This window comes from Vibrio quintilis (genome assembly GCF_024529975.1).
Lineage (GTDB): Bacteria > Pseudomonadota > Gammaproteobacteria > Enterobacterales > Vibrionaceae > Vibrio > Vibrio quintilis.
This window is the reverse complement of record NZ_AP024897.1, coordinates 1,946,099-1,967,307: the sequence shown is the minus strand read 5'-3', so window position 1 is coordinate 1,967,307 and position 21,209 is coordinate 1,946,099. Positions and strand designations below refer to the sequence as shown.

The window sequence follows — 21,209 nt, the reverse complement described above, 5'->3', positions numbered from 1 at the left end:
TCCATATCATCTCAGGAAATAATGTAATTCACCTGATGTTTAAAGCATAAGTCAGCAATTTCAGCATGATGTTGATCTGAATAGAAGCGCTCTACCTTATCCAGTGTACCGCTGACAACCGGCGCATAGCGTTGATATTTTGACTGATCGGCCACCAGCCAGCACGTCTGGCTCTGTGCAATCATAGCATGGGTTAAATCCGCTTCTTCCGGCGTAAAGTCGAGTAATTCACCTTTGGAACTCAGACCGCCGACGCCAAAGATTGCTGTCTTTATATTGAACCGGCGATAAAACCGGGTCACGGATTCACCAATCGTATCTTCATCTGAAGAACGAACAGCACCGCCAGCCAGAAAAACATTTATCTGCGGGTTGCGACTCATCATCAGTGCCGCATGGATATTATTGGTGACCACAGTTAACCCCGGATGATCCAATAAGGCATGCGCAACCTGCTTGGGGGTCGTCCCGATGCCGAGAAAAATACTGATTCCCTGGGGTAAATCCTCCACGATTCGCTGGGCAATTTTCTGCTTTGATGTCAGATGAATCACTTCCCGGTTGGAAAAGGAAAGGTTGTCATTATCACTCGGAAAACTGATTCCCCCATGTACCCGCCTGACCAGCCCTTTATCACTCAGTTCATTCATATCTTTGCGGATTGTCTGCACTGACACATCAAATTTATCAGATAATAATGAACTGGATAACACCCCCGGTGTTTGTGCCAGATAACGTAATATTTCTTTTTGTCTTGCTGTTAACCTCATCCCGGTATTGTTTCCTTCACGCAATTTTCTGTGTCTGTGAGCGGGTTGAGTGAACCCGGTTCCCTTGTTGATCAAAGAAGTAAACCTGCTCATGAGGCACTGAAAATACCGCTTTTTCCTCTGGATAAAACTCCCCGTCCTGAATCACAACAACAACAGACACACCATTAAAGTGACAATGTAACAATTTTTGAGCACCTAATGGCTCAACCACTTCAATATCAACCGGAATATGCAGACATCCCGGCAGTTCTCCCGGTAACAAATGCTCAGGACGAATACCCACCGTAAAATCAGTCACATCAGGTAAGGCATCATTCTCCATATCAACCGCTAATCCATGCATCAACAGCTGACCATTGTTAATCTGGCCCGGAAGAAAATTCATCGCCGGACTGCCAATAAAACCGGCAACGAACTGAGTCTGCGGATCGCGATACAAGCTCATTGGCGTACCGACCTGCTCGATCTGTCCCTGATTCAGGACGACAATCCGGTCAGCCAGCGTCATCGCTTCCACCTGATCATGGGTGACATAGATACTGGTCACGCCCAGCTGACGCTGTAGCTTTTTAATTTCCAGCCGCATATGCGTTCTCAGTGCCGCATCCAGATTAGACAGCGGCTCATCAAACAAAAATAACTCAGGCTCACGAACGATCGCACGCCCCATCGCAACACGCTGGCGCTGTCCGCCGGAAAGCTTAGCCGGTTTCCGTTCAAGATATTCTTCAAGCCGCAGGATTTGCGCAACATCTTTAATCTTCTGTGCAATCACATCTTTCGGCACGCCCCGGTTTTTCAGACCATAAGCCAGATTCTGATAGACCGTCATATGCGGATATAAGGCATAGTTCTGAAACACCATCGCAATATTCCGGGCGGCAGGATTCAGGGTGTCAATTCTCCGTCCGGCCAGCTCAATTTCACCGGAGGTAATCGTTTCAAGCCCGGCAACGGAACGCAGAATGGAAGATTTTCCACATCCTGACGGACCAACCAGCACGATAAATTCACCGTCCTCAATATCTAATGAAATATTCCGCACCGCCTGATGACCATTGTCATAAGTTTTAACTAACTGTTTCAGTGCCAGTTTCGTCCGGGAATTATTCACAGTGGAAGACCGGAGTTCTGCGGTTGAATTCTCATGTGTCATTTTATTTTTCACTTTCTACCAATCCTTTGACAAACCAGCGCTGAAATATCAGAACAACAAGCACCGGCGGTAACATTGCAAAAATAACCATGGCAAAGGCATAGTCATAACGCGGGGTGGAACTTTCATAGATGTTGTTGATGATGCCCTTAATCCCCATCACGATGGTGTTGTAACTTTCATCGGTCGTCATCATGATCGGCCACAGATACTGGTTCCAACCCACAACGAACATAATGATGAAAATCGCAGCCATCATCGTTTTGGATAACGGCAACAGGATATCAATTAAGAATTTTACCGGGCCGGCATTATCCAGCTGGGCAGCTTCAAGTAACTCTTCCGGAATCGTTTTAAAAAACTGGCGGAAAAAGAATGTTGCTGTCGCAGATGCAATCAACGGCACAATCAGCCCGGTATAGGTATTGATCAGCCCGAGGCTGGCAACCACTTCATAGGAAGGAATAATCCTCACCTCCAGCGGCAACAATAACGTAACAAATATCAGCCAGAACCAGGCACTGGCATAAGGCAAACGGAAATAAACCAGCGCATAAGCCGCCATCATTGAAATAAAAATCTTACCGATGGAAAACCCTAATCCCATAATCATCGAATTAATAATCATGGATCTGGCAGTGACATCGCCGGTAAACCCAAGGCTTTTTCCCCAGGCTTCCTGATAAACATGTGAGAAGTTGTGACCCGGTAACCACTGTAATCCTTCAATCATCAGCGTATTCGGCTCATGTGTGGAGCTGGCAAAAATCAGCCACAACGGCAGAAGCAGTAACACTGCGCCGGTGATCAAAATTACATGATCAAAAAATTGATTCAGTTTCATCCTGTTCGCTCCCTGACTTAATAGTGAACCCGTTTTTCTACAAATTTGAACTGGAAATAAGTCAGTCCGAGTACCAGCAGTAACAGCACCACGGATTGTGCCGAGCTGCCGCCTAAATCCGCACCAATAAAACCATCCCGGTAAACTTTATAGACCAGAGAAGTCGTATGGCTGCCCGGCCCGCCCTCCGTGAGCGTATCAATGATGCCGAACGTATCAAAAAAGGCATACGTCAGGTTTATCACAACCAGAAAGAATGTCGTCGGCGCCAGCAGCGGGAAAACCATGGTCCAGAAGCGCTTTACACCACTTTCACAATCAAGTATTGCAGCTTCTTTGACCGAAGCAGGAATCGACTGAAGACCTGCGAGAAAATAGACAAAATTGATAGAAACCTGTTTCCAGACGGAAACCATCACCAAAGCACATATCGCATCAAATGAGTCCGTCGCCAGATCAAACTGCCAGCCGATGTCATTAAAAAAGTTAGACAGCGTGCCAATGTGCGGACTGAAGAGAAACCCGCCAATTAAACCAGCAACCGCCGGAGCGACGGCATAAACCCAGGTCAGCGTGATCCGGTATGTACTTTGTCCGTGCAGCACATTATTCGCTTTGACCGCCAGCAGTAATGCGATGGCAAGAGAAAGAAAAGCAACGACGAATGAATACAGCAGCGTAAAGCCGAATGAAGCCAGATACTCCCCGGATTCAAACAGCATTGTATAGTTTTCAAACCAGACAAATGTTGAGGAGGTGCCCCACGGGTCTTCCAGCATGAAAGACAACATGAAAGCTTTAGCTGCCGGATAAACAAAAAAAACAGCGATAATAAAAATTTGCGGCGTCAGCAGAATATATGGAAGTATTCCGTGACTGAATTGTTGACGTTTAGCCACTTGATTTACCTTTGAAATGGTATTCCCTGAGCGATGGTGCGAAATACAGCCACCACTCAGGGAACAGAAACAGAATGGATTATTTTTTCATCGTCCGGGCAAAACGCTTCAGTAACGTTTTACTTTCTGTTTCAACGGTATCAAGTGCATGGTCTACAGATTCCTGACCCGCGAAAATTTTATCAAATTCACGGTTCTCAATTTCACGAATCTGCGGATAGAAACCAACACGGTAACCTTTATTCCATTGACCCGCAGCAAGGCTCAGCTGTTTCACACCGACTTCAGCCGCCGGGAATTTCTGATAGTAGCCCGATTGTTTAGTCAGCTCATACGCAGCATTTGTTACCGGCACATATCCGGTCGTTTTATGCCAGTACATTTGTACTTCAGGCTTGGTCAGATAAGCGAAAAACGCGGCAACACCTTTATCCTGTTTCACTGGGTGGCCACTCAAAGCAAACAGCGCCGCCCCACCGATAAAGGTATGTACAGGATTCTTATTCAGTTTCTGCCAGTAAGGCAGGTAAGCTGTTCCCAGGTTAAATTCGACCCGGTTCATCAGACCACCAAATGAACCGGACGAACCCATCCACATCGCCACTTCAGCCCGCTCGAAAGGTCTCTGGTTTGCATCCCAGTCACTGCCATAGTATTTGTAATAACCTTTATCTGACCATTCTTTTAACTTTTTGAAGTGCATTTTCATGTCATCAGAGTTAAAGGTCAGCTTTGTTGGCGTGCCCGAATAGCCATTTTCCTGATCTGAGAACGGCAGGTTATGACGGGATTTGAAGTTTTCAAACATGATCCACGGCGTGTGAGACTGAGAAAAAGCGGCATAACCTTTCGCTTTCAGCTTCTTCGCAGCGCTTTCCATTTCTTCATAAGTTTTCGGAGGCTGAACACCCGCCTTATTCAAAATGTCTTTGTTGTAATAGAGAACAGGTGTAGAACTGTTGAAAGGCATGCCGATCATCTTGCCATTATCATCGGCATAGAAGTAACGAACCCCTTCAATATAATCTGTACTCTTAAACGGATATCCGGATTCAACCATAATATCCTGAACCGGTTTAACCACCCCGGATGCACTCATAATCGTTGCGGTTCCGGCATCAAAAACCTGTAAAATATTCGGCGATTTGTGCGCACGATAAGCAGCAATCCCGGCAGTCAGCGTTTCTGTATAAGTTCCTTTATAGACAGGCACTAACTTATAATCGTCCTGCGACTGGTTAAAATCCTTCGCAATCTTATTAACCGTCTCACCAAGCTGACCACCCATTGCATGCCACCATGTAATTTCGGTTGTGGCAAATGCATTTGCTGATAAGCCGGCTGTTAATAACCCTGCTAACCATATTTTATTCATTGCTAATTCCCTTCCTGAGGTTTCGTACGAGTGTGAATAAATTTCGCTTGCAACAAATAGTCGCCAGTTTATGTTTCGTTTGTGTTTCAGCTCCGTGTCAGAGCCGTGAAACATTTATGGCAACCCGATATCACCCGTCATGACTTCCGGTAGACCGCATGCACTCAGATATGGGGAATCAGACTTGCATTCAGCAGGGATAATTATTAGCATATGCTATAAACATATTCAGACATGTAAGGATTCGCTATGATCTTCGCTATTCCATCCCGCAACGGGGAACCTCATAACCATTTTTCCAAAGCGGAACAAATAATGGTGATTGATGAAAATACCCGACAGAAAACCTTGGTCGACATTCCCGAAACCCAATCCCACTGCGGCAGGAAAAAAGTATTCACCGATATTTTCCGCCAATATCAGGTCAGTGCCATTGTCATCCGGCAAATTGGGGATTCCATGCTCAAACATCTGTTTGATCACCAGTTCAAAGTCTTTGCCTGTCCCCGCGGAAAAACCGCAGATGAACTAAACTTATCAGAACTGGAAGAAGTCACTGAGATGAGTTATGCCAGACCATCACCGAACAAAACTAAACACAAGCGTTGTTGTCATCAGCATCAGGGCAGGCACGACAACAAATTATCACCGGTTTCAGGTCAGTTGCAGTCAATATCAACCATTCACCGATAGGAAGAGCACCATGATTTACCTGATCACTTTTGGAATTTTTTTGATCCTGATTTTGCTCATGACCATTGGCGTGATAGCAAAACGTAAGCCGATTCAGGGAAGTTGTGGTGGACTGGCTAACGTCGGTGTGGAGAAAGTCTGTAACTGCGAAACAACCTGCGAGGCACATCAAAAGCAGCTCTATCAGATTCAGGAACCGGAAACAAAGCAGCATGATCAACCCTGAACAACACGACTGCTCCCCACTATTCAGGGCGGGTCATCCCGGTGCCTTATGGTCACTCAGACGACGACAAAGGTTTGAACGCTTTGTTCTGACAACTCATACAAAACCCGGAATGACATCCCTGCAGAAAGTTGCGGGCTGACATCATGCTGCAATGTCAGTGTCAGCTGCTGAGAGCTGACTTCTGTAACCGCCGCACAACTGAACTCAAGAATTTGTCGCACCCGGGGGAAAATCGCTTTATACAGCGACTCTTTGGCGGAAAAGACCAGTGTGGTATAGACAGATAAAGCAGAAAAAGAGCAGTGATGAGCCATCTCGTGCGGTAACAAAATCTGTTTGCACAGATCTCTGGCGGTCTCTTCTTTCATGACCGGCTCAATATCGATACCGACACCATTTACAGCCGGGTTCGCAGCAGAGTCAATAATCACAGCAGCCGCTTTATCGTTTGAATGGGTAATCGCACCAACGATACCTTCAGGCCACAACGGCTCCCGGAAATCACCGATAGCAATGTCGTTCATTTCAGAAAACCCTGCGGCCAGCAATGCTTTGCGGGCACAAAGCCGGCCGGTCAGAAACTCACACTGACGTTTCAGAACCGCCCGGTTGAGTGATTCAGGGAGCGTCATCCCCTGTTGCTGCAACCAGGACAGTCGCTGGCTGGTATGTTCTACAGGCAAAGTCGCGCAATAACAATAATCAGGTAAATTCATCATGTCTGGTCATCAGGTCTGGTCAGGACAATAGTCTGAAACTATACACCCATCTTTAATCGTCACAATACGTTTTGTCCGTTCAGCCAGTGCATTATCATGAGTCACCAGAATTAAAGTCCGGCCTTCCTGATGAAGTTCATTGAATAAACGTTCAATTTCAGCCCCTGATTTGGAATCGAGAGCGCCGGTCGGTTCATCTGCCAGCAAAATTTGTGGATCGTTGACCAGTGCCCGCGCAATGGCAACCCGCTGTTTTTGCCCGCCGGATAACTGATTCGGCTTGTGGTGCATCCGATCACCCAGCCCGACCCGTTCAAGCAGAGCCGCCGCCCTTGCCTTCCGTTCTTTGCTCTTCACGCCCCCGTATACCAGAGGTAAAGCGACATTATCCAGTGCGGTCGCATATTCAAGTAAGTTGAAACTCTGAAAAACAAATCCGATCCGCTGATTACGGATCTTTGCCAGCGCTTTACCGGACATTACCGCCACATCCTGCTCATCCAGCCAGTAATCACCAGCCGTTGGTTTATCCAGACATCCAAGCACATTCATTAAGGTTGATTTACCGGAACCGGATGGTCCGAGAATTGACAAAAATTCACCACGCTGAATGGTTAAATCGACACCATCAAGCGCTTTAACGACCGTCTGTCCGCCTTCATAATGTTTACAGATTTGTTCCAGCCGGACCAGATTGACACCGGAACCCGGTTTCTCATTATTCATGCTTTATTCACTTTGCAATGCCTGAAGCGGCGTAATTTGAGCTGCTTTATTTGCCGGTAACCAGGCCGCAGCGATACCAATCAATACCAGCGTAGAAATAACGATGGTAATAATCATCCAGGAAAGTTGCGGGACAGGCTGACCCAATTCTTCGTACACCATGTTTCCGCTCAGTGGCAGAACCTGAATCACTACCACAACGCCATAAGTCATCACTAAACCTAACAGTCCGCCCAGCGCCATCGTCAGCAGCGACTGAACCAGATAATGCAGCCGGATTGCAGCCGGCGTAGCACCAACCGCCATTCTGACACCAATATCGCGGGTGGAACGCCGGACAGTCGCATACATCACATTCGCGATCCCAACCCCGGCAACCATCAGCGTAATCAGGCCGATAATCCCCAGAAAGCTTTGTAAACCAATCAAAAAGCTTTGCATACTCTTCTGCTCAAGAAACATATCCTGCACCTGAACAATTTCCTGATCTTTCAGGCTGGCACCATGACGGCGTATCAGCAATTGTTTCAGCACTCCGGCCAAAGCAACCCGATCAACACCTTTGCCGGGTAAGACATTAATCGCATCCACAGCCTGATTACGGTGGAAACTCTGCCATGTTGCCAGCGGTACAAAACTGGCGTAATTAATCGAGTTACCGCTTTCAATCCGCCCGCTGTTTTTTTTCAGCACCCCGATGACGGTGAACTCTTTATCACCAAGTTTGACTTTCTTACCTACCGGATCGGCCTGTAGCGTCACAGTGTCAAAAAATCCGGCTTCCTCATCATTAAATAAACCGGCAGCAGTGGCGTACCCCAACACGATCACCTGTCGCTCTTCCCTGGCGTCCAGCGGATTAAACCAACGGCCACCCGGCATCACCTTCAGATGGTTCATCTGTTTGTAACCGGCAGAGACCGCCGTTGGTTTACGCCAGGAATATTGATCGCCATACCGGAGTTCTTCCTGCCATGAGGTACTGGGTAATGCCCGGGCAACAGCGGGTAATGTTTGCAGAATCTCTGCATCCCGGGCTTTCAAATCCAGCGCTTTTCCCTGATAAAAAGTACCGTTGTCAATCCCGGCGATACCGCCGGTAATATGAATCAGGTTACCGTTACCATTTTGTACCACACGGATAATACCGGCCCGCAGCCCTTCCCCGACGGCCAGCATCCCGGCAATACACAGTGTTGCCCAGGCAACAGCAAAGATCGTCAGTATCAGGCGGAGTTTCTCCGCCGCCATTTCCTGAAAAATTTGTCTGAGTGGCAGTAACATCTCAGCCCCTCGCGCTCAGGGCAAGAACCGGTGTCAGATCAGACGCCCGCCGGGCCGGGAAATAAGAAGCAAGAAATGCCAGACATCCCGTCACAACCAGAGTGATGATCACCGCGCCGGGCGTAATCACCGGCACACCCAGCCAGTCCGGCAGCTGCATATGTCCGAGTATGGCAACGACCCCGGCTGCAATGGCAAATCCGCTCAGGCTACCGATTGCAATCAGAATCATTCCTTCCGTCACAAACTGAGTCAGAATCGAGCTGCGGGTCGCCCCAATCGCCATCCGGACACCGATTTCACGCGTCCGTTCAGTCACGGATAAGAACATAATATTAGCAACGCCCAGCGCACCAACGGCCATGGTCATAATGCCACTGGCTCCCAGAAAAGCCTGAATACCACGGAAAAGGGCGGTAATCATTTTGGCACCGTCACTCAAATCAGGCATCCACATTGCGTCATGATCGGTTGGATCAAAATGCATCTGACCGGCATAGAAACGCAGGATATTGCTGCGCAGGACCGGGCCGGAAACGCCCTTCTGCGGCTGAACAAATAACATCGAGGGTAAGGTGTCCCACAAGTCTTTAAAGGTCGACGACGGAATCATGACTCTGCCCCGGTCACCGAAAGTCACACCGCTGTCACCGCCTTTTAACAGCCCGATGACGCGAAATGGCACACCGTTAATTTTAATCATATCGTTGAGAGAGATTTTACCCATTGCGGCAATACGATCACCCACAACCGCAACCCGGCTGTGATTTTCAAGATCCAACGGTGAAATTTTGCGTGAACTGTCTTCCAGCCGGAGCGTTGCCAGCTTCAGGTAGTTACTTCCGGCCCCGCTGACCTGGGTTGTCAGAAAATGCCCTGAGCTGTCCGTGACACGCGCATCCTGCTTTTCATAAAGTACAGAATAACTGTCAATAAACCCGGCCTGTTGAATGCGCTGCATCACCGACTCTGTCATTTTCAGTTCCCGGCGTGCGGGTAAGCCCTGCCAGGGTTTCCCCGTCTGCGTCGGCACCACAATCTGGGTCTGATTCATCATAAAACGAAATGAGGCGATCTGCTGGCGATAAAACCCTTCGCCCAGAGCAATTAAGACCACAACCGAGATTACGCCCCAGGCAATTGCGATGACCGCCAGTGAGCTTTTCATCCGGTAGGCATAAAGGGTTTGCAGAGTCTGCTGCAAAATTGCCATCATGAATTAAACACCTTTGATATTGCAGCAATCGACTGATCATCTAACAGTCCGGCGGTTAACAGTAATCCGGCCCGCTGCCGCCAATACTGATATAAGTTACTTTTCAGATCATTTCTGGCCGTAAACAGGGCATTATGCGCTTCAATCACATCAGATGCTTCTGACAATCCCGCGTTAAACAGTGTCTCTTTACTCTGTAACACCCGGGTCTGATGCGCGACGAGTTCTCTGGTCACTTCAACCTGTTCCCGGTTCAGTGACAGTTGTGCAAACTGCTGACGGATATTTTTTGCAATCTCAATTTCAACCTTACGCACCGCCTGCCTCGCCCGGAGAACTTTTAAACCAGCCTGTTCAACCTTTGCCCGGGTGGCTCCGTTTAAATCCAGCGGCAGGGACAGTGAGATCCCGGCATTCATTTCACCATGTGAGAGATTATCATTATCCTGATAACCAACATGACCTTCCAGTGACGGATAATAGCCACTTTTTGCCAGTGATTTTTCAAGCTGTTGTAATCTGAGCTGCTGGCTGGCAACCAACAGATCCGGACTATGATTCTTTGCCAGTTTCAACCATTGTGCCTCCGTACTGACCAGTAAAGGCGGCTCATGTGAAAGCTCTGTGTCCACTTCATCTACCAGCCCGGTTTCCTGACTTTCCCGGTGTGAATTGTCCTGAGATAAATCGTCCTGAGATAAACCGTCCTGCGAAAAACTGACCAGCGAGAAAAACACTGCCCGCTTTTCAGCCAGCGAGAGTTTTGCCTGCAAAATCGCAGACTTCTCATTGAGCTGATTGGCCAGCATTTCTTCGACATCAATCGACTTCACTTTCCCGGCTTTATAACGCTGGCGGGTGATTTTCAACAGTTTGTTGCCTTCAGCCAGCTTTTGCTGAGCCAGATGCAAATCTCCCTGAGCACTGGCTAAGTCAAGGTAAGCGGTAATCAGCTTATCTGCCAAATCATTGCGGACCTGATTTTGCTCCAGCTGCGCTTTCACCACATCCGCTTTTGCCTGATCCAGTGCCGTCCACGAAGCACTGTCCCAGAGGGATTGCTTCAGTGTCACATTATATCCGTGACTGTTTCCTGCTCTTTCCTGCCAGTCAATGGAGGAACCGGCTGACAAAGAAGGCAGCAGCGCACTACGGTTGATGTTTTTTCCGGATTGACTGATCTGCACGTCCAGCCGGGCCTGATCCAGTTCCGGGGCGTATTTCTTCGCCGCCTGCCAGGCTTCATCGAGAGACATAGCATGAGACAGACACGGAGCAAGCGCCATCATCAGAATAAATGAATGACGCAGGAACCGGGTATTAGTCATCGGAGTCTCCCAGCATACTGTTATCCACCACGTCCTGTCCGTCATCAACGCCTTGAAGGACTTCCACATGAACACCATCTGAAAGGCCCAGCTTCACTTCCTGCTCATGATAACCCTGCTCCGAATCATCAGGCAGCAGTACATTCGGCATTTCATCTTCAAACTTCAGTACTCTTTCCGGCAGGCTGACCACATCTTTTACCTGCTTCAGAATAATCCGGGCTGTGGCGGAGAAACCTGAACGCAGCTTCATTCCTTCAGGAATGTTTAACTGACTGACTTCGACACCAAACCCATTGTCAAAACTATTTCCGGATACGGCATTTGAACCATTTAAGGTTTCAGACTGAATGGCTACTTTACCTAAAACCCCCTGAACTTCCATTCCGGGATAAGGTGCAACCGTCATAGTCACATGCATTCCGGGGTCCAGCAGTGCAGCATCGTGTTCACTGACACTCCCTTTAAAAATCACATTACTCATATCTGCCAGTGACATCATTTCCGTTGCAGACTGGCTCGACTCTGTCGATATAATCGGCTCTCCGACTTCGACTTTGATATTCAGTACCGTGCCATCAATCGGTGCATAAATGGTGGAAGTCAGGCGGGCACTGCCCACAGAAGCTTCACCACTTTGAATCAGTTCAAGATTATGCCTTTTCTGCGCAACTTCGGCCTTTCTGGCTTTCATGTTCGCTTTGGCACGCACATAGTCATCGTAATTGTCAGGAATGATCTTTTGATCAACCAGGCTTTGCAGATTCGCCAGGCTCTGGCGGGCAGAATCCATCGACGCTTCACTCTGCATCAGTTCTGTAGTGGCATCGGTTAATGCCTGAGGCGTTGGATTGGGTCGAACCTTAATCAACGGCTGTCCCTGTTTAACTTTCTCTCCTTCTTTGACATAAATTTTCCCGACGATACCGTTAATCTGAGATTTAATGGCAACAGAATGTGCGGGCACCATTTTTCCGACAGCAATGGCCTGTTTGTTTATCGTTCGCTTCTCAGCATGGACAGTTTCGAAAAGAGGTTGGGAGGAGTTTTCATTGGTATAAAAATAAACGCCGCTGGCAATAATCGCGGCAGCGGCGGTCGTGGATATCAACCAGAATTTGGTCATAAATCGAATCCGTATCTTCAGAAATAGTTATTATCTAGTCTTAATTTAGGACTCAAGTCTATCAATAAAGTTCAATTCAAAAAAATTTAATGATAACAAGCCTATAAAAAGCCCCTTTTCAGGGGCGCCAACGACGTGGTTATTATTCTGCCTGTTTTATACCCAAACAATTTGAAGATGCATGAGTATATAAGAAAGAGAAAAACAGGCGCAGGCTACCGGGCCAGCTCTTCCCGCAGCGTCTTCGCTGCAGAGACCATGTTTTTCAGTGAAGCTTCCGTTTCTGTCCATCCGCGGGTTTTCAGACCACAGTCCGGGTTTACCCACAGACGTTGTGCCGGAATCGCTTCAGCCGCTTTTTTGAGCAGACCCACCATCCATTCTTCGGTCGGAACATTGGGTGAATGAATATCGTACACACCCGGACCAATTTCATTCGGATAGTTGAATTTTTCAAACGCATCGAGCAGTGCCATATTCGACCGTGATGTTTCAATGGTAATGACATCTGCATCCAGTGCCGCAACAGACTCAATAATTTCATTGAATTCGCTGTAACACATGTGAGTATGAATCTGAGTTTCTGATTTCGCGCCGGAAGCTGAAATTCTGAATGCCTGTACAGCCCAGTCCAGATAGTCCTGATGATCGCGTTTCTTCAATGGCAAACCTTCACGAATGGCCGGTTCATCAATCTGAATAATATTGATACCGGCTTCCTGTAAGTCTTCCACTTCATCTCTTAAGGCCAGAGCCAGTTGCTGCGCAATTTCTTTGCGGCTGATATCTTCCCGCGGAAATGTCCAGCACAGAATTGTCACAGGACCGGTCAGCATACCTTTCATCTGTCTGGAAGTCAGAGACTGCGCATATTCAGACCATGCCACAGTCATCGGCTGGTCACGTTCGATATCCGTCACCACCACTGCGGGTTTCACGCAACGCGAACCATAACTTTGCACCCAGCCAAACTGTGTGGTCTGGAAACCTGCCAGATGTTCGGCAAAATATTCAACCATATCATTTCGCTCAGCTTCACCATGAACCAGCACATCCAGTCCCAAAGCTTCCTGACGTTCAACGGCATCACGAATTTGTGCTTTCAGACCCTCTTCATATTCAGCTTCAGTGATTTTTCCCTGTTTAAACGCACTACGTTGCTGACGAATTTCACTGGTTTGCGGGAAGGAACCAATCGTTGTGGTAGGTAAGAATGGTAATCCTAAAGCATCCTGCTGTGCTTTTGCCCGCTCTTCATAAGGCAAAGCCCGTGTCGCAAGGGCATCGGTGATGCTCTTGAGTCGTGTCTGCACCTGGGGTTTATGTACCTGCTGAGACGCCTTACGGGCTTCAATGGGCTGACTGTACTGCTGACAGGCATTCATCGCCTCCTGATCACCATTGAGTGCCGCACCAAGCAAACCGACTTCTTTGACTTTTTGTCTTGCAAACGCAAACCATGATTTCACATCGGCATTCATTTGCGTTTCCAGTGCTAAATCGACCGGACTATGCAGGAGCGAACAGGAACTGGCAACCCATAAACGTTCACCTAACTGGTCGCGAACCGGCTGAAGCTGAGTCAGCAGCGCGGCTAAATCTGCACGCCAGACATTACGCCCGTTCACCACGCCAAGAGATAAAACCCAGTCAGCCGGTAATCTGGCTAAGACCGGTGAAAGCTGCTCAGTTGCAGACACAAGATCAATATGTAAGCCATTCACCGGTAAGGCCACAATTTCATCAATCACAGCGGAAATACCATCAAAATAGGTGGTCAGCAGCAGTTTGACGTCACCCTCCAGCATCTGGTAAGCCAGCTTAAATGAACCCAGCCAGTCAGCATCCAGTTCCAGCGCAAGAATTGGCTCATCAATCTGAACCCATGCCACACCCAGCTGGCTGAGTTTAGCCAAAATCTTCTGATAAGCAGCAATCAGACGAGGCAATAGTGTCAGGCGGTCAAACCCTGCATCAACTGATTTGCCCAGATAAAGATAACTCAGCGGACCAAGAAGAACCGGCTTAACCGCATGGCCCTGCTGTTGTGCTTCCCGGACTTCGTCGAATAATTGTGTCCATGTCACTTCAAATTTATCGTCGGCACTAAACTCAGGCACAATGTAGTGATAGTTGGTATTGAACCATTTGGTCATATCCGATGCTGCCACACCATGACAATCACAGGTCTGTTGAGACTGCCCTCTGGCAACTTTAAATAAAGTATCCAGTGTCGGTGTCCCTTCCCGGTGACGTGATGGAATATGGCCCAGCAGTAATGACGTCGACAGAACATGATCATACCAGGCAAAATCACCGGCAGTGACATAGTTTAAATTATTTTCAGCCTGCAGCCCCCAGTTTTCACGGCGGATAACAGCTCCGGTTTCTTTCAGTTGAGATTGAGTCAGCTCACCGCGCCAGTACTTTTCCAGTGCAAATTTTAATTCTCTTTTTTCACCGATACGTGGGAAACCCAAGATATGTGTTGTAACTGCCATGTTGTTATCCTTTTGATTATTTGACGAATACATGATTAATTCAGTGTATGAACCCGGACAGGGAAAACACCACAAAGATGTCTGGATGGCTAAAATATCCTGCGATATGCATTCATAAACAACCTACAATTATTCAACAAAACCATGAAAATTATTCATGTTAGTAACATTCCCAACATAAATTTACCGGCAAATAGATGTCTGGATGTTTACACAGATACCATTTCGCAGTAGTTTAGAGAAAAATTCATGATAATTTACATGAACTGAGGAAATTTCATGATCGAAATTAAGCATTTGCGGACATTAGTTTCTTTAAGAGATACCGGGTCTCTCACGGCAACAGCAACCGCCTTACATTTAACGCAATCAGCGTTGTCTCATCAGATCAAAGATCTGGAATCCCGGATTGGCGGGCAACTTTTCCTCAGAAAAACCCGTCCGGTCAGATTCACATCGGAAGGAGAAATTCTGCTGCGGCTGGCCGATGAAATTCTGCCGAAAATCACCCGGGCGGAGCATGAAGTTGCCGGTCTGAAAGAAGATATCAATGGGCGGCTGCATATGGCGATTGAATGCCACTCCTGCTTTCAGTGGCTGATGCCTGCTATCCGTGAATATCAGGTTTCATGGCCACAGGTCGAGCTGGACTTTTCTTCCGGTTTTGGTTTTGAACCTTTACCGGCATTACTTGCCGGTGAGCTTGATCTGGTCGTCACATCAGATATCCTGCCCCGCTCTGAGGTCCATTATGAGCCGCTATTTGATTTTGAGATGCGTCTGGTTACAGCCGTCAATCATCCGCTGGCGGAGCATGAGCATATTGAACCCGCCGATCTGGCTGAACAGACAATGCTGACTTACCCGGTTCAGAAACAGCGGCTGGATGTCTATAAACACTTCCTGCAACCCGCTCAAACAGAACCGGTCAAATGGAAGCAGGCTGACAATACCCTGATGCTGGTTCAGATGGTATCAGCCGGACTCGGTGTCGCCGCCCTGCCCAACTGGGCCATCAGTGAATTTTCCCGTCAGAAGTTAATCACCAGCCTGCCTTTGGGCGAAAATGGATTATGGCGCCGGCTTTTTGCTGCAATCCGTAACAGTGAGAAAGAGAAACGCTATCTTCAGTCATTTTTTTCTGTCGCACGTCAGCAGTGTAAAGCCCATCTGGATGGCGTCAAAATCGCATCTCTGGGCGGCTGAGATCTGCCAATGCAGATAACAACCCGGGCCGAAGTTGTATTCAGACAAAAAAACCGACCAGAGGTTTCTGATCGGTTTTTCTTCAGGTGCATTGGCTTTCTTTTGATGACAGCGTTTTCTGTTGATGACAGAAAGTAACGCTTTAAAGCACCTTGGCTAAAAACTGCTGTAAACGCGGATGCTCAGGATTATCAAAGACAGCGGACGGTGAATCATCAACCAACAAAACACCATCTTCCATAAACAGCACCCGATCGGCCACTTCTTTGGCAAACCCCATTTCATGCGTCACTACAATCATGGTCATGCCTTCAGCAGCCAGCCCTTTGATGACATCCAGTACTTCACCAACCATTTCCGGGTCAAGTGCAGATGTCGGTTCATCAAATAACATCAGATCCGGTTGCATCGCCAGAGCCCGGGCAATCGCAACCCGCTGTTGCTGCCCGCCGGATAAGTGAGACGGATAGTTATTCATCCGGTCAGACAGACCGACACGTTTGATTAGATCTTTCGCCATCGCTTCCACTTCCCGTACCGGACGCTTAGATACTTTCAGCGGTGCCAGCATGATATTCTGCAAAGCAGTTTTATGCGGAAACAAATTAAAACTCTGAAAAACCATCCCGACATTCTGACGCAGCTGGTTAATATCAGTCGACTGATCATACATATCAATCCCGTCAACAATGATCTGTCCTTCACTGATGACTTCAAGCTGATTGAGCGTGCGCAAAAATGTAGATTTCCCGGATCCTGAAGGGCCGATAATAGCGACTACTTCACCCCGTCTCACGGTAGTACTGACGGCTTTCAGTGCGTGACAGCCATTCGGGTAAAATTTTTCAATCCCTGTGGCGACGACCATGTTTTCACCTGTATATTCTCTAGTCACTGGCAGATAACCTCTTCTCTAATACCTGAATGGCCCATGACAATGTGCCGGTTACTAACAAATAAAGTGCAGCAACGGTAAACCAAACTTCAAATGGTGCAAAACTACCGGCTACAACTTCCCTGCCTGCTTTCGTTAAATCGGTAATCGAGATGACAGAAACCAGTGAAGAATCTTTGATCAAATTGATAAATTGCCCGGCCAGTGGCGGCAGCGTCTTCTTCAGTGCCTGTGGCAAAATGACATAACACATCGCCTGCGGATACGTCATTCCCAATGAACGGGCCGCTTCCATTTGCCCGGTCGCAACTGACTGAATACCAGCCCGGATAATTTCAGCCACATAAGCGCCGGTAAAAATGGACAAGGCAACAACACCCGCCGTAAACCGGTCAAGGTTCAGCACAGTACCGATAAAAAAGTAAACAATGAAAATCTGAACCAATAACGGGGTTCCGCGAATCAACTCAACATAAGTCAGTGATAAATCTCTGGCCACCTGGTTCTTGGCAACCCGCATCAGCCCGAAAACCAGCCCGAGAATCACGGCAAAAAGGAGGGAAATAAAAGATATTTTAATCGTCACCCATAAGCCAAGGGTGATAGGTCCGAACTTCCAGTCATTTTTCTGGGCAATCGTGTCACCTTCAAAGACCAGATCACCATCTCCGGCGATCAGTTGATCATACTTATCCACAACCTGAGAGGTATCACCGTTATCAAACTCAATCGTCACCTGACCGGCGTCCCCCACAATGGCGACACCATCTCCCTGAGCCCGGATATCCTGCATTTCCGTGTTGACGACATATGGCCACAAACGTTCCCAGTGCCAGTTATAGTTAATATTTTTGCCAGACAGATAAACCGCTCCGACCAGCGTCACCATGATAACTGCATAGATGAGGTGACCTATCCAGCGACTGGATTTTGATTGCATTTTAATCATTCTCTTATATGTACAATTTATCTGAGCAGGCATGCTGCCATACCTGCTCAGAAGACCTGTTTACGATAATCCGGTGTTCATACCGTAATTACTGAACCTGTTTCAGCCATTTATCGGATTTAAACCACTTATCATAAATACGCTGGTAAGTACCGTCGCCTTTGACCTGACGTAAGTAGTTATTCAATACATTCAGGAAGTTAGGATCGTCCTGGCGGATTGCCCAACCCAACGGCTCATAAGTAAAGGGGTCATCCACATGAATGACCTGTTGCTGGTGCTGAGAGGCATAAATTGCGTTGTAAGGAAGGTCATAAACAAACGCATCAGCTTTGCCGTTTGAGACTTGTAGTACGGCATCTACTTCAGTTTCAAACAAATCCAGTTTTGCTTTCGGAATATAACGTTTCGCAGCCTGAGCACCCGTCGTGCCTAACTTACTGGTAATGGTATATTTCGGATTATTCAGATCTTTGTATGATTTAATCTTACCTGCCAGCTTAGGAGAAACCAGCAGCGACTGACCAATCACGATATAAGGGTCAGCAAAGTTGACTTTCAGGTTCCGTTGAGCCGTCACCGTCATGCCTGAAATAATAATGTCGCATTTATTGGTCTGAAGCGCAGGAATAATCCCATCCCATGCGGTATTGACCGGAACAAATTTAACCCCGAGAGACTTCGCCATGTGTTTCGCCATATCCAGATCGAAACCGATAAAACGCCCATCTTTCGTTTTCATTTCAAACGGCATGTAACCCGCTTCAAAACAAGCTTTCAGCTCACCTTTATCGACGATTTTTTCCAGTGCAGATTCTCCGGCAACAGCCTGAGAACCCGCAAGTGCTGCATAGGAAACCAAAGCACCTGTCAGTAGTGATTTTATGCGTTTATTCATACTATCTACTATCCCTTAATCTTTGTATGTTTTCCGTAACTTCAGATATTACGAAATGCGATGTTGTATTATGATCTCATTCTGTATTCTTGTTATATCCAGCTGGTTTTTTATTCAGCTGTTTTTTATATAGTAGCTGTGTTCTCATCATCATCCGGGTAAACGTCAGCCTCTGTTGATATCTGAAATAACTGCTGTATTACGGTCATTCAAAATAGCACAAGACTGATTCAATATGCACATTAAGTGAATATAAACGCAAAAACCGAATCATTCTGAGATCTCTATAGTGCTTCATAACGACTATCTTTTTCAACATTTTCTTGGGATCCATAACAAACAAAGCAGAAAAATACACTTCAGATTACTCAATTAATCACATCAAATGCTCAAATTTCAAACGATAAAGTAATGATATTCGTATCTATACCCAAGCAACCTGAAGATGCATGATTCAGCGTGCAGCCGAAAGGTGCAGTTCAGGGAAAGGGAATGCAGGAATGTACCCACCTTTCAAATTCTCTTGACGCAGAAATGTGCCTTTCAGCTCACGCCCTGCGGGTGAGTTTGTCAGACTTTGTTGAACTTTGAGTATAGAAAACATTCCTGAGATGAATTAGTCTCATGGCAATTCATTTATCCTCACCCGGAGCCTGACACATGCAGCTGGATGATTTTGACAGAAAAATACTTGAACTGATGCAAAAGAACAGCCGGACCCCAACGGAAACAATTGCCGGGCAAATCGGCTTATCCGCTTCGGCAGTGCAAAGAAGAGTCAAAAAGATGCGTGAGGAAAAAGTCATCCTCAGTGAAATCGTTGTGGTTGCACCACAGTACCTGACACACACGATGACTTTTATTGCGGCAATGGAAATAGAACGGGATAATTACGAGGCACTTGCCCGGTTTAAAATGTGGGCGAAAGATAAAGATAACATCCAGCAAATGTATTACGTGACCGGGCAGGTCGACCTGATGATCGTCGTGACCGCCAGAGACGCAGTCACTTATGATGCGTTCATCGAAGAACTCATGCGCCATAACCCACAGATTCAGCGGGTCAAAACCCATGTCGTGCTCGACAAACCCAAACAGTCTTTCTACGTGCCACTCAAAGACAGTCAGCAGTTTTAGCGTTTGTTTACCACGGGATATCGCAGCACACATAAATACCGGAGAATCATCTGATCTCTCCGGTATAGACTCAAGCAATGAATCAGGCCATTAAATCGCCTTGAACTGATTCGTCAAAGGATCATACTGATAACCCAGCCCTGCCAGCTTATCGAGCACCTCTTCAGAGTCGAATTCGTAAGTCACAGTCAAATCGTCAAAGCTATCACACTCCAGACGAAGCTTTTCATTCACAATACCCAGCAAAATAGGACTATCCAGCTTCCCGACATTTGATAAATCCATCGCGATACTCTCCTTCTTCAGACCAGCTACGTAAAATTAAACCGCCATATATTCAAGCGTAGCTCTAAATTCATCCTCAGAGCGTAAATATCCTGAAGCAATAGTCCGGTTTAGTGTGAATCCGGACGTTGTATCACACAATCGTGCTGGCCTGAGCAATCAGCATCCGGCTGATCTAACTGATGCTGTTGATATAAAGCATTAAAACCGGTCATCGATGAAATCAGCAAAACGCACGACAGCGATAACAACATTTTATTTACAGTTGCGGATGAAAACAGATGCCAGCACCACAGGAGTAAAGCCACAATCAATAAAGTGAAATGGGTTAAAACTGAAGGCGTCATCAGTGCCAGTTGTTCATCTGAAAGGCCATAAGCAAACGGGACAATACAAATGGTGGTTAACATAGCGGCCAAAACACCCACAGCAGGAAGCAATTTATGAAAGGCCTGTAACCGGGATTTTGCCATGACTAACAGTAAATGTGCACCAATCGCACCAAGTAAAACAGTTGAGATACAAATCACAGAGCCGCCGACCCAGTCCGGCATTTTCATTATGGCCATGATGACCAGAACCAGCGCTGCCACGTCTGCCAGCCATAAAACGGGCAACGGCCCGGAGTCACGGGTTTTCCCGGTTTTCACCTGCGAGTAAAACCAGGCAATAAACGCGGTCACCAGAAGCGCCAGCGGTTGTTCCGTTGCCGCACTTGCCCACATTAAAGCAAGCACCGGTAATAAACGGTGAATCCTTCCTCTTTGACCGGGGCAGATTTCTCCTTTCATCAGGACCAGGGTTAAAATCAGCTGAGCTCCGGCCAGCATTGGAATCAGTGCAGAAATAAAAGCAGACAACATCATGATTTAAGTCATTTATATTCAGGTTAAACGCAGATTATATCAAAGTCGGTTAATCTCACAGAGTGAAATGACAATTCTTTGTCTTCGATCGGGATGATTTTCCT

Annotated in this window: 21 protein-coding genes; 4 read left to right on the top strand and 17 right to left on the bottom strand. The window is 47.1% G+C overall.

All coding sequences use genetic code 11. From position 1 onward, the window contains the following. Window positions 1-11 precede the first annotated feature (11 nt). From OC443_RS09305 to ugpB, 5 genes are all read right to left on the bottom strand, one after another. Window positions 12-770: a DeoR/GlpR family DNA-binding transcription regulator gene (locus OC443_RS09305; RefSeq protein ID WP_073583902.1), complete on the bottom strand. Its 759-nt coding sequence runs from the start codon at window positions 768-770 to the stop codon at window positions 12-14. 16 nt (window positions 771-786) lie between these two features. After that, on the bottom strand, window positions 787-1,929 hold the full coding sequence (ugpC, locus tag OC443_RS09300; protein ID WP_143169348.1) for a sn-glycerol-3-phosphate ABC transporter ATP-binding protein UgpC: 1,143 nt from the start codon (window positions 1,927-1,929) through the stop codon (window positions 787-789). Window position 1,930: 1 nt separating this feature from the next. Continuing rightward, on the bottom strand, window positions 1,931-2,773 hold the full coding sequence (gene ugpE, locus OC443_RS09295) for a sn-glycerol-3-phosphate ABC transporter permease UgpE (protein WP_073583898.1): 843 nt from the start codon (window positions 2,771-2,773) through the stop codon (window positions 1,931-1,933). A gap of 17 nt (window positions 2,774-2,790) precedes the next feature. Then, the gene (locus OC443_RS09290; RefSeq protein ID WP_073583896.1) at window positions 2,791-3,672 is read right to left on the bottom strand and encodes an ABC transporter permease subunit; all 882 of its coding nucleotides are present in this window, start codon (window positions 3,670-3,672) and stop codon (window positions 2,791-2,793) included. Window positions 3,673-3,751: 79 nt separating this feature from the next. After that, window positions 3,752-5,047 (bottom strand): sn-glycerol-3-phosphate ABC transporter substrate-binding protein UgpB, encoded by a 1,296-nt coding sequence (ugpB, locus tag OC443_RS09285; RefSeq protein ID WP_073583894.1) that lies wholly within the window; start codon window positions 5,045-5,047, stop codon window positions 3,752-3,754. Window positions 5,048-5,296: 249 nt separating this feature from the next. Here ugpB and OC443_RS09280 point away from each other — a divergent pair, with 249 nt between their 5' ends. Further along, a complete protein-coding gene (locus tag OC443_RS09280) occupies window positions 5,297-5,740 on the top strand; it encodes a NifB/NifX family molybdenum-iron cluster-binding protein (protein ID WP_073583892.1) in 444 nt (147 codons plus the stop codon). Window positions 5,741-5,750: 10 nt separating this feature from the next. Next, window positions 5,751-5,966 (top strand): (Na+)-NQR maturation NqrM, encoded by a 216-nt coding sequence (gene nqrM, locus OC443_RS09275; RefSeq protein WP_073583890.1) that lies wholly within the window; start codon window positions 5,751-5,753, stop codon window positions 5,964-5,966. A 56-nt stretch (window positions 5,967-6,022) separates the two neighbouring features. Here nqrM and OC443_RS09270 read toward each other — a convergent pair whose 3' ends face one another. From OC443_RS09270 to metE, 7 genes are all read right to left on the bottom strand, one after another. Continuing rightward, window positions 6,023-6,688, bottom strand: coding sequence for a 4'-phosphopantetheinyl transferase family protein (locus OC443_RS09270; RefSeq protein ID WP_083601649.1), 666 nt, complete (start codon window positions 6,686-6,688; stop codon window positions 6,023-6,025). A 9-nt stretch (window positions 6,689-6,697) separates the two neighbouring features. After that, window positions 6,698-7,414, bottom strand: coding sequence for an ABC transporter ATP-binding protein (locus OC443_RS09265; protein WP_073583886.1), 717 nt, complete (start codon window positions 7,412-7,414; stop codon window positions 6,698-6,700). Window positions 7,415-7,417: 3 nt separating this feature from the next. Then, window positions 7,418-8,698, bottom strand: coding sequence for an ABC transporter permease (locus tag OC443_RS09260; protein WP_073583884.1), 1,281 nt, complete (start codon window positions 8,696-8,698; stop codon window positions 7,418-7,420). A 1-nt stretch (window position 8,699) separates the two neighbouring features. Continuing rightward, a complete protein-coding gene (locus OC443_RS09255; RefSeq protein ID WP_073583882.1) occupies window positions 8,700-9,914 on the bottom strand; it encodes an ABC transporter permease in 1,215 nt (404 codons plus the stop codon). After that, entirely contained in the window at window positions 9,911-11,242 is a 1,332-nt protein-coding gene (locus tag OC443_RS09250) for a TolC family protein (protein WP_073583880.1), read from the bottom strand. The genes OC443_RS09255 and OC443_RS09250 overlap by 4 nt, the downstream gene beginning before the upstream one ends. Then, window positions 11,235-12,368 carry an efflux RND transporter periplasmic adaptor subunit gene (locus OC443_RS09245; protein WP_073583878.1) on the bottom strand — a complete coding sequence of 378 codons (1,134 nt, stop codon included), beginning with the start codon at window positions 12,366-12,368 and terminating at the stop codon, window positions 11,235-11,237. The genes OC443_RS09250 and OC443_RS09245 overlap by 8 nt, the downstream gene beginning before the upstream one ends. 215 nt (window positions 12,369-12,583) lie before the next feature. Then, window positions 12,584-14,869 (bottom strand): 5-methyltetrahydropteroyltriglutamate--homocysteine S-methyltransferase, encoded by a 2,286-nt coding sequence (gene metE, locus OC443_RS09240; RefSeq protein ID WP_073583876.1) that lies wholly within the window; start codon window positions 14,867-14,869, stop codon window positions 12,584-12,586. Between the two features lie 279 nt (window positions 14,870-15,148). On the opposite strand from metE, the gene metR reads away from it, so the two are divergent. Then, entirely contained in the window at window positions 15,149-16,075 is a 927-nt protein-coding gene (gene metR, locus OC443_RS09235) for an HTH-type transcriptional regulator MetR (RefSeq protein ID WP_073583874.1), read from the top strand. 142 nt (window positions 16,076-16,217) lie between these two features. Here the strand turns inward: metR and OC443_RS09230 are convergent, their stop codons facing one another. From OC443_RS09230 to OC443_RS09220, 3 genes are all read right to left on the bottom strand, one after another. Next, window positions 16,218-16,943 (bottom strand): amino acid ABC transporter ATP-binding protein, encoded by a 726-nt coding sequence (locus OC443_RS09230; protein WP_083601648.1) that lies wholly within the window; start codon window positions 16,941-16,943, stop codon window positions 16,218-16,220. Window positions 16,944-16,962: 19 nt separating this feature from the next. Further along, window positions 16,963-17,910, bottom strand: coding sequence for an amino acid ABC transporter permease (locus OC443_RS09225; RefSeq protein ID WP_073583908.1), 948 nt, complete (start codon window positions 17,908-17,910; stop codon window positions 16,963-16,965). Between the two features lie 97 nt (window positions 17,911-18,007). Then, the gene (locus OC443_RS09220; RefSeq protein WP_073583870.1) at window positions 18,008-18,817 is read right to left on the bottom strand and encodes a transporter substrate-binding domain-containing protein; all 810 of its coding nucleotides are present in this window, start codon (window positions 18,815-18,817) and stop codon (window positions 18,008-18,010) included. Between the two features lie 660 nt (window positions 18,818-19,477). Here OC443_RS09220 and OC443_RS09215 point away from each other — a divergent pair. Next, window positions 19,478-19,954, top strand: a complete 477-nt coding sequence (locus OC443_RS09215) for an Lrp/AsnC family transcriptional regulator (protein ID WP_073583868.1) — start codon at window positions 19,478-19,480, stop codon at window positions 19,952-19,954. A 90-nt stretch (window positions 19,955-20,044) separates the two neighbouring features. On the opposite strand, the gene OC443_RS09210 is transcribed toward OC443_RS09215, so the two are convergent. Further along, window positions 20,045-20,239: a DUF4250 domain-containing protein gene (locus OC443_RS09210; RefSeq protein WP_073583866.1), complete on the bottom strand. Its 195-nt coding sequence runs from the start codon at window positions 20,237-20,239 to the stop codon at window positions 20,045-20,047. A gap of 110 nt (window positions 20,240-20,349) precedes the next feature. Beyond that, a complete protein-coding gene (locus tag OC443_RS09205; protein ID WP_306345641.1) occupies window positions 20,350-21,102 on the bottom strand; it encodes a hypothetical protein in 753 nt (250 codons plus the stop codon). Window positions 21,103-21,209 lie beyond the last annotated feature (107 nt).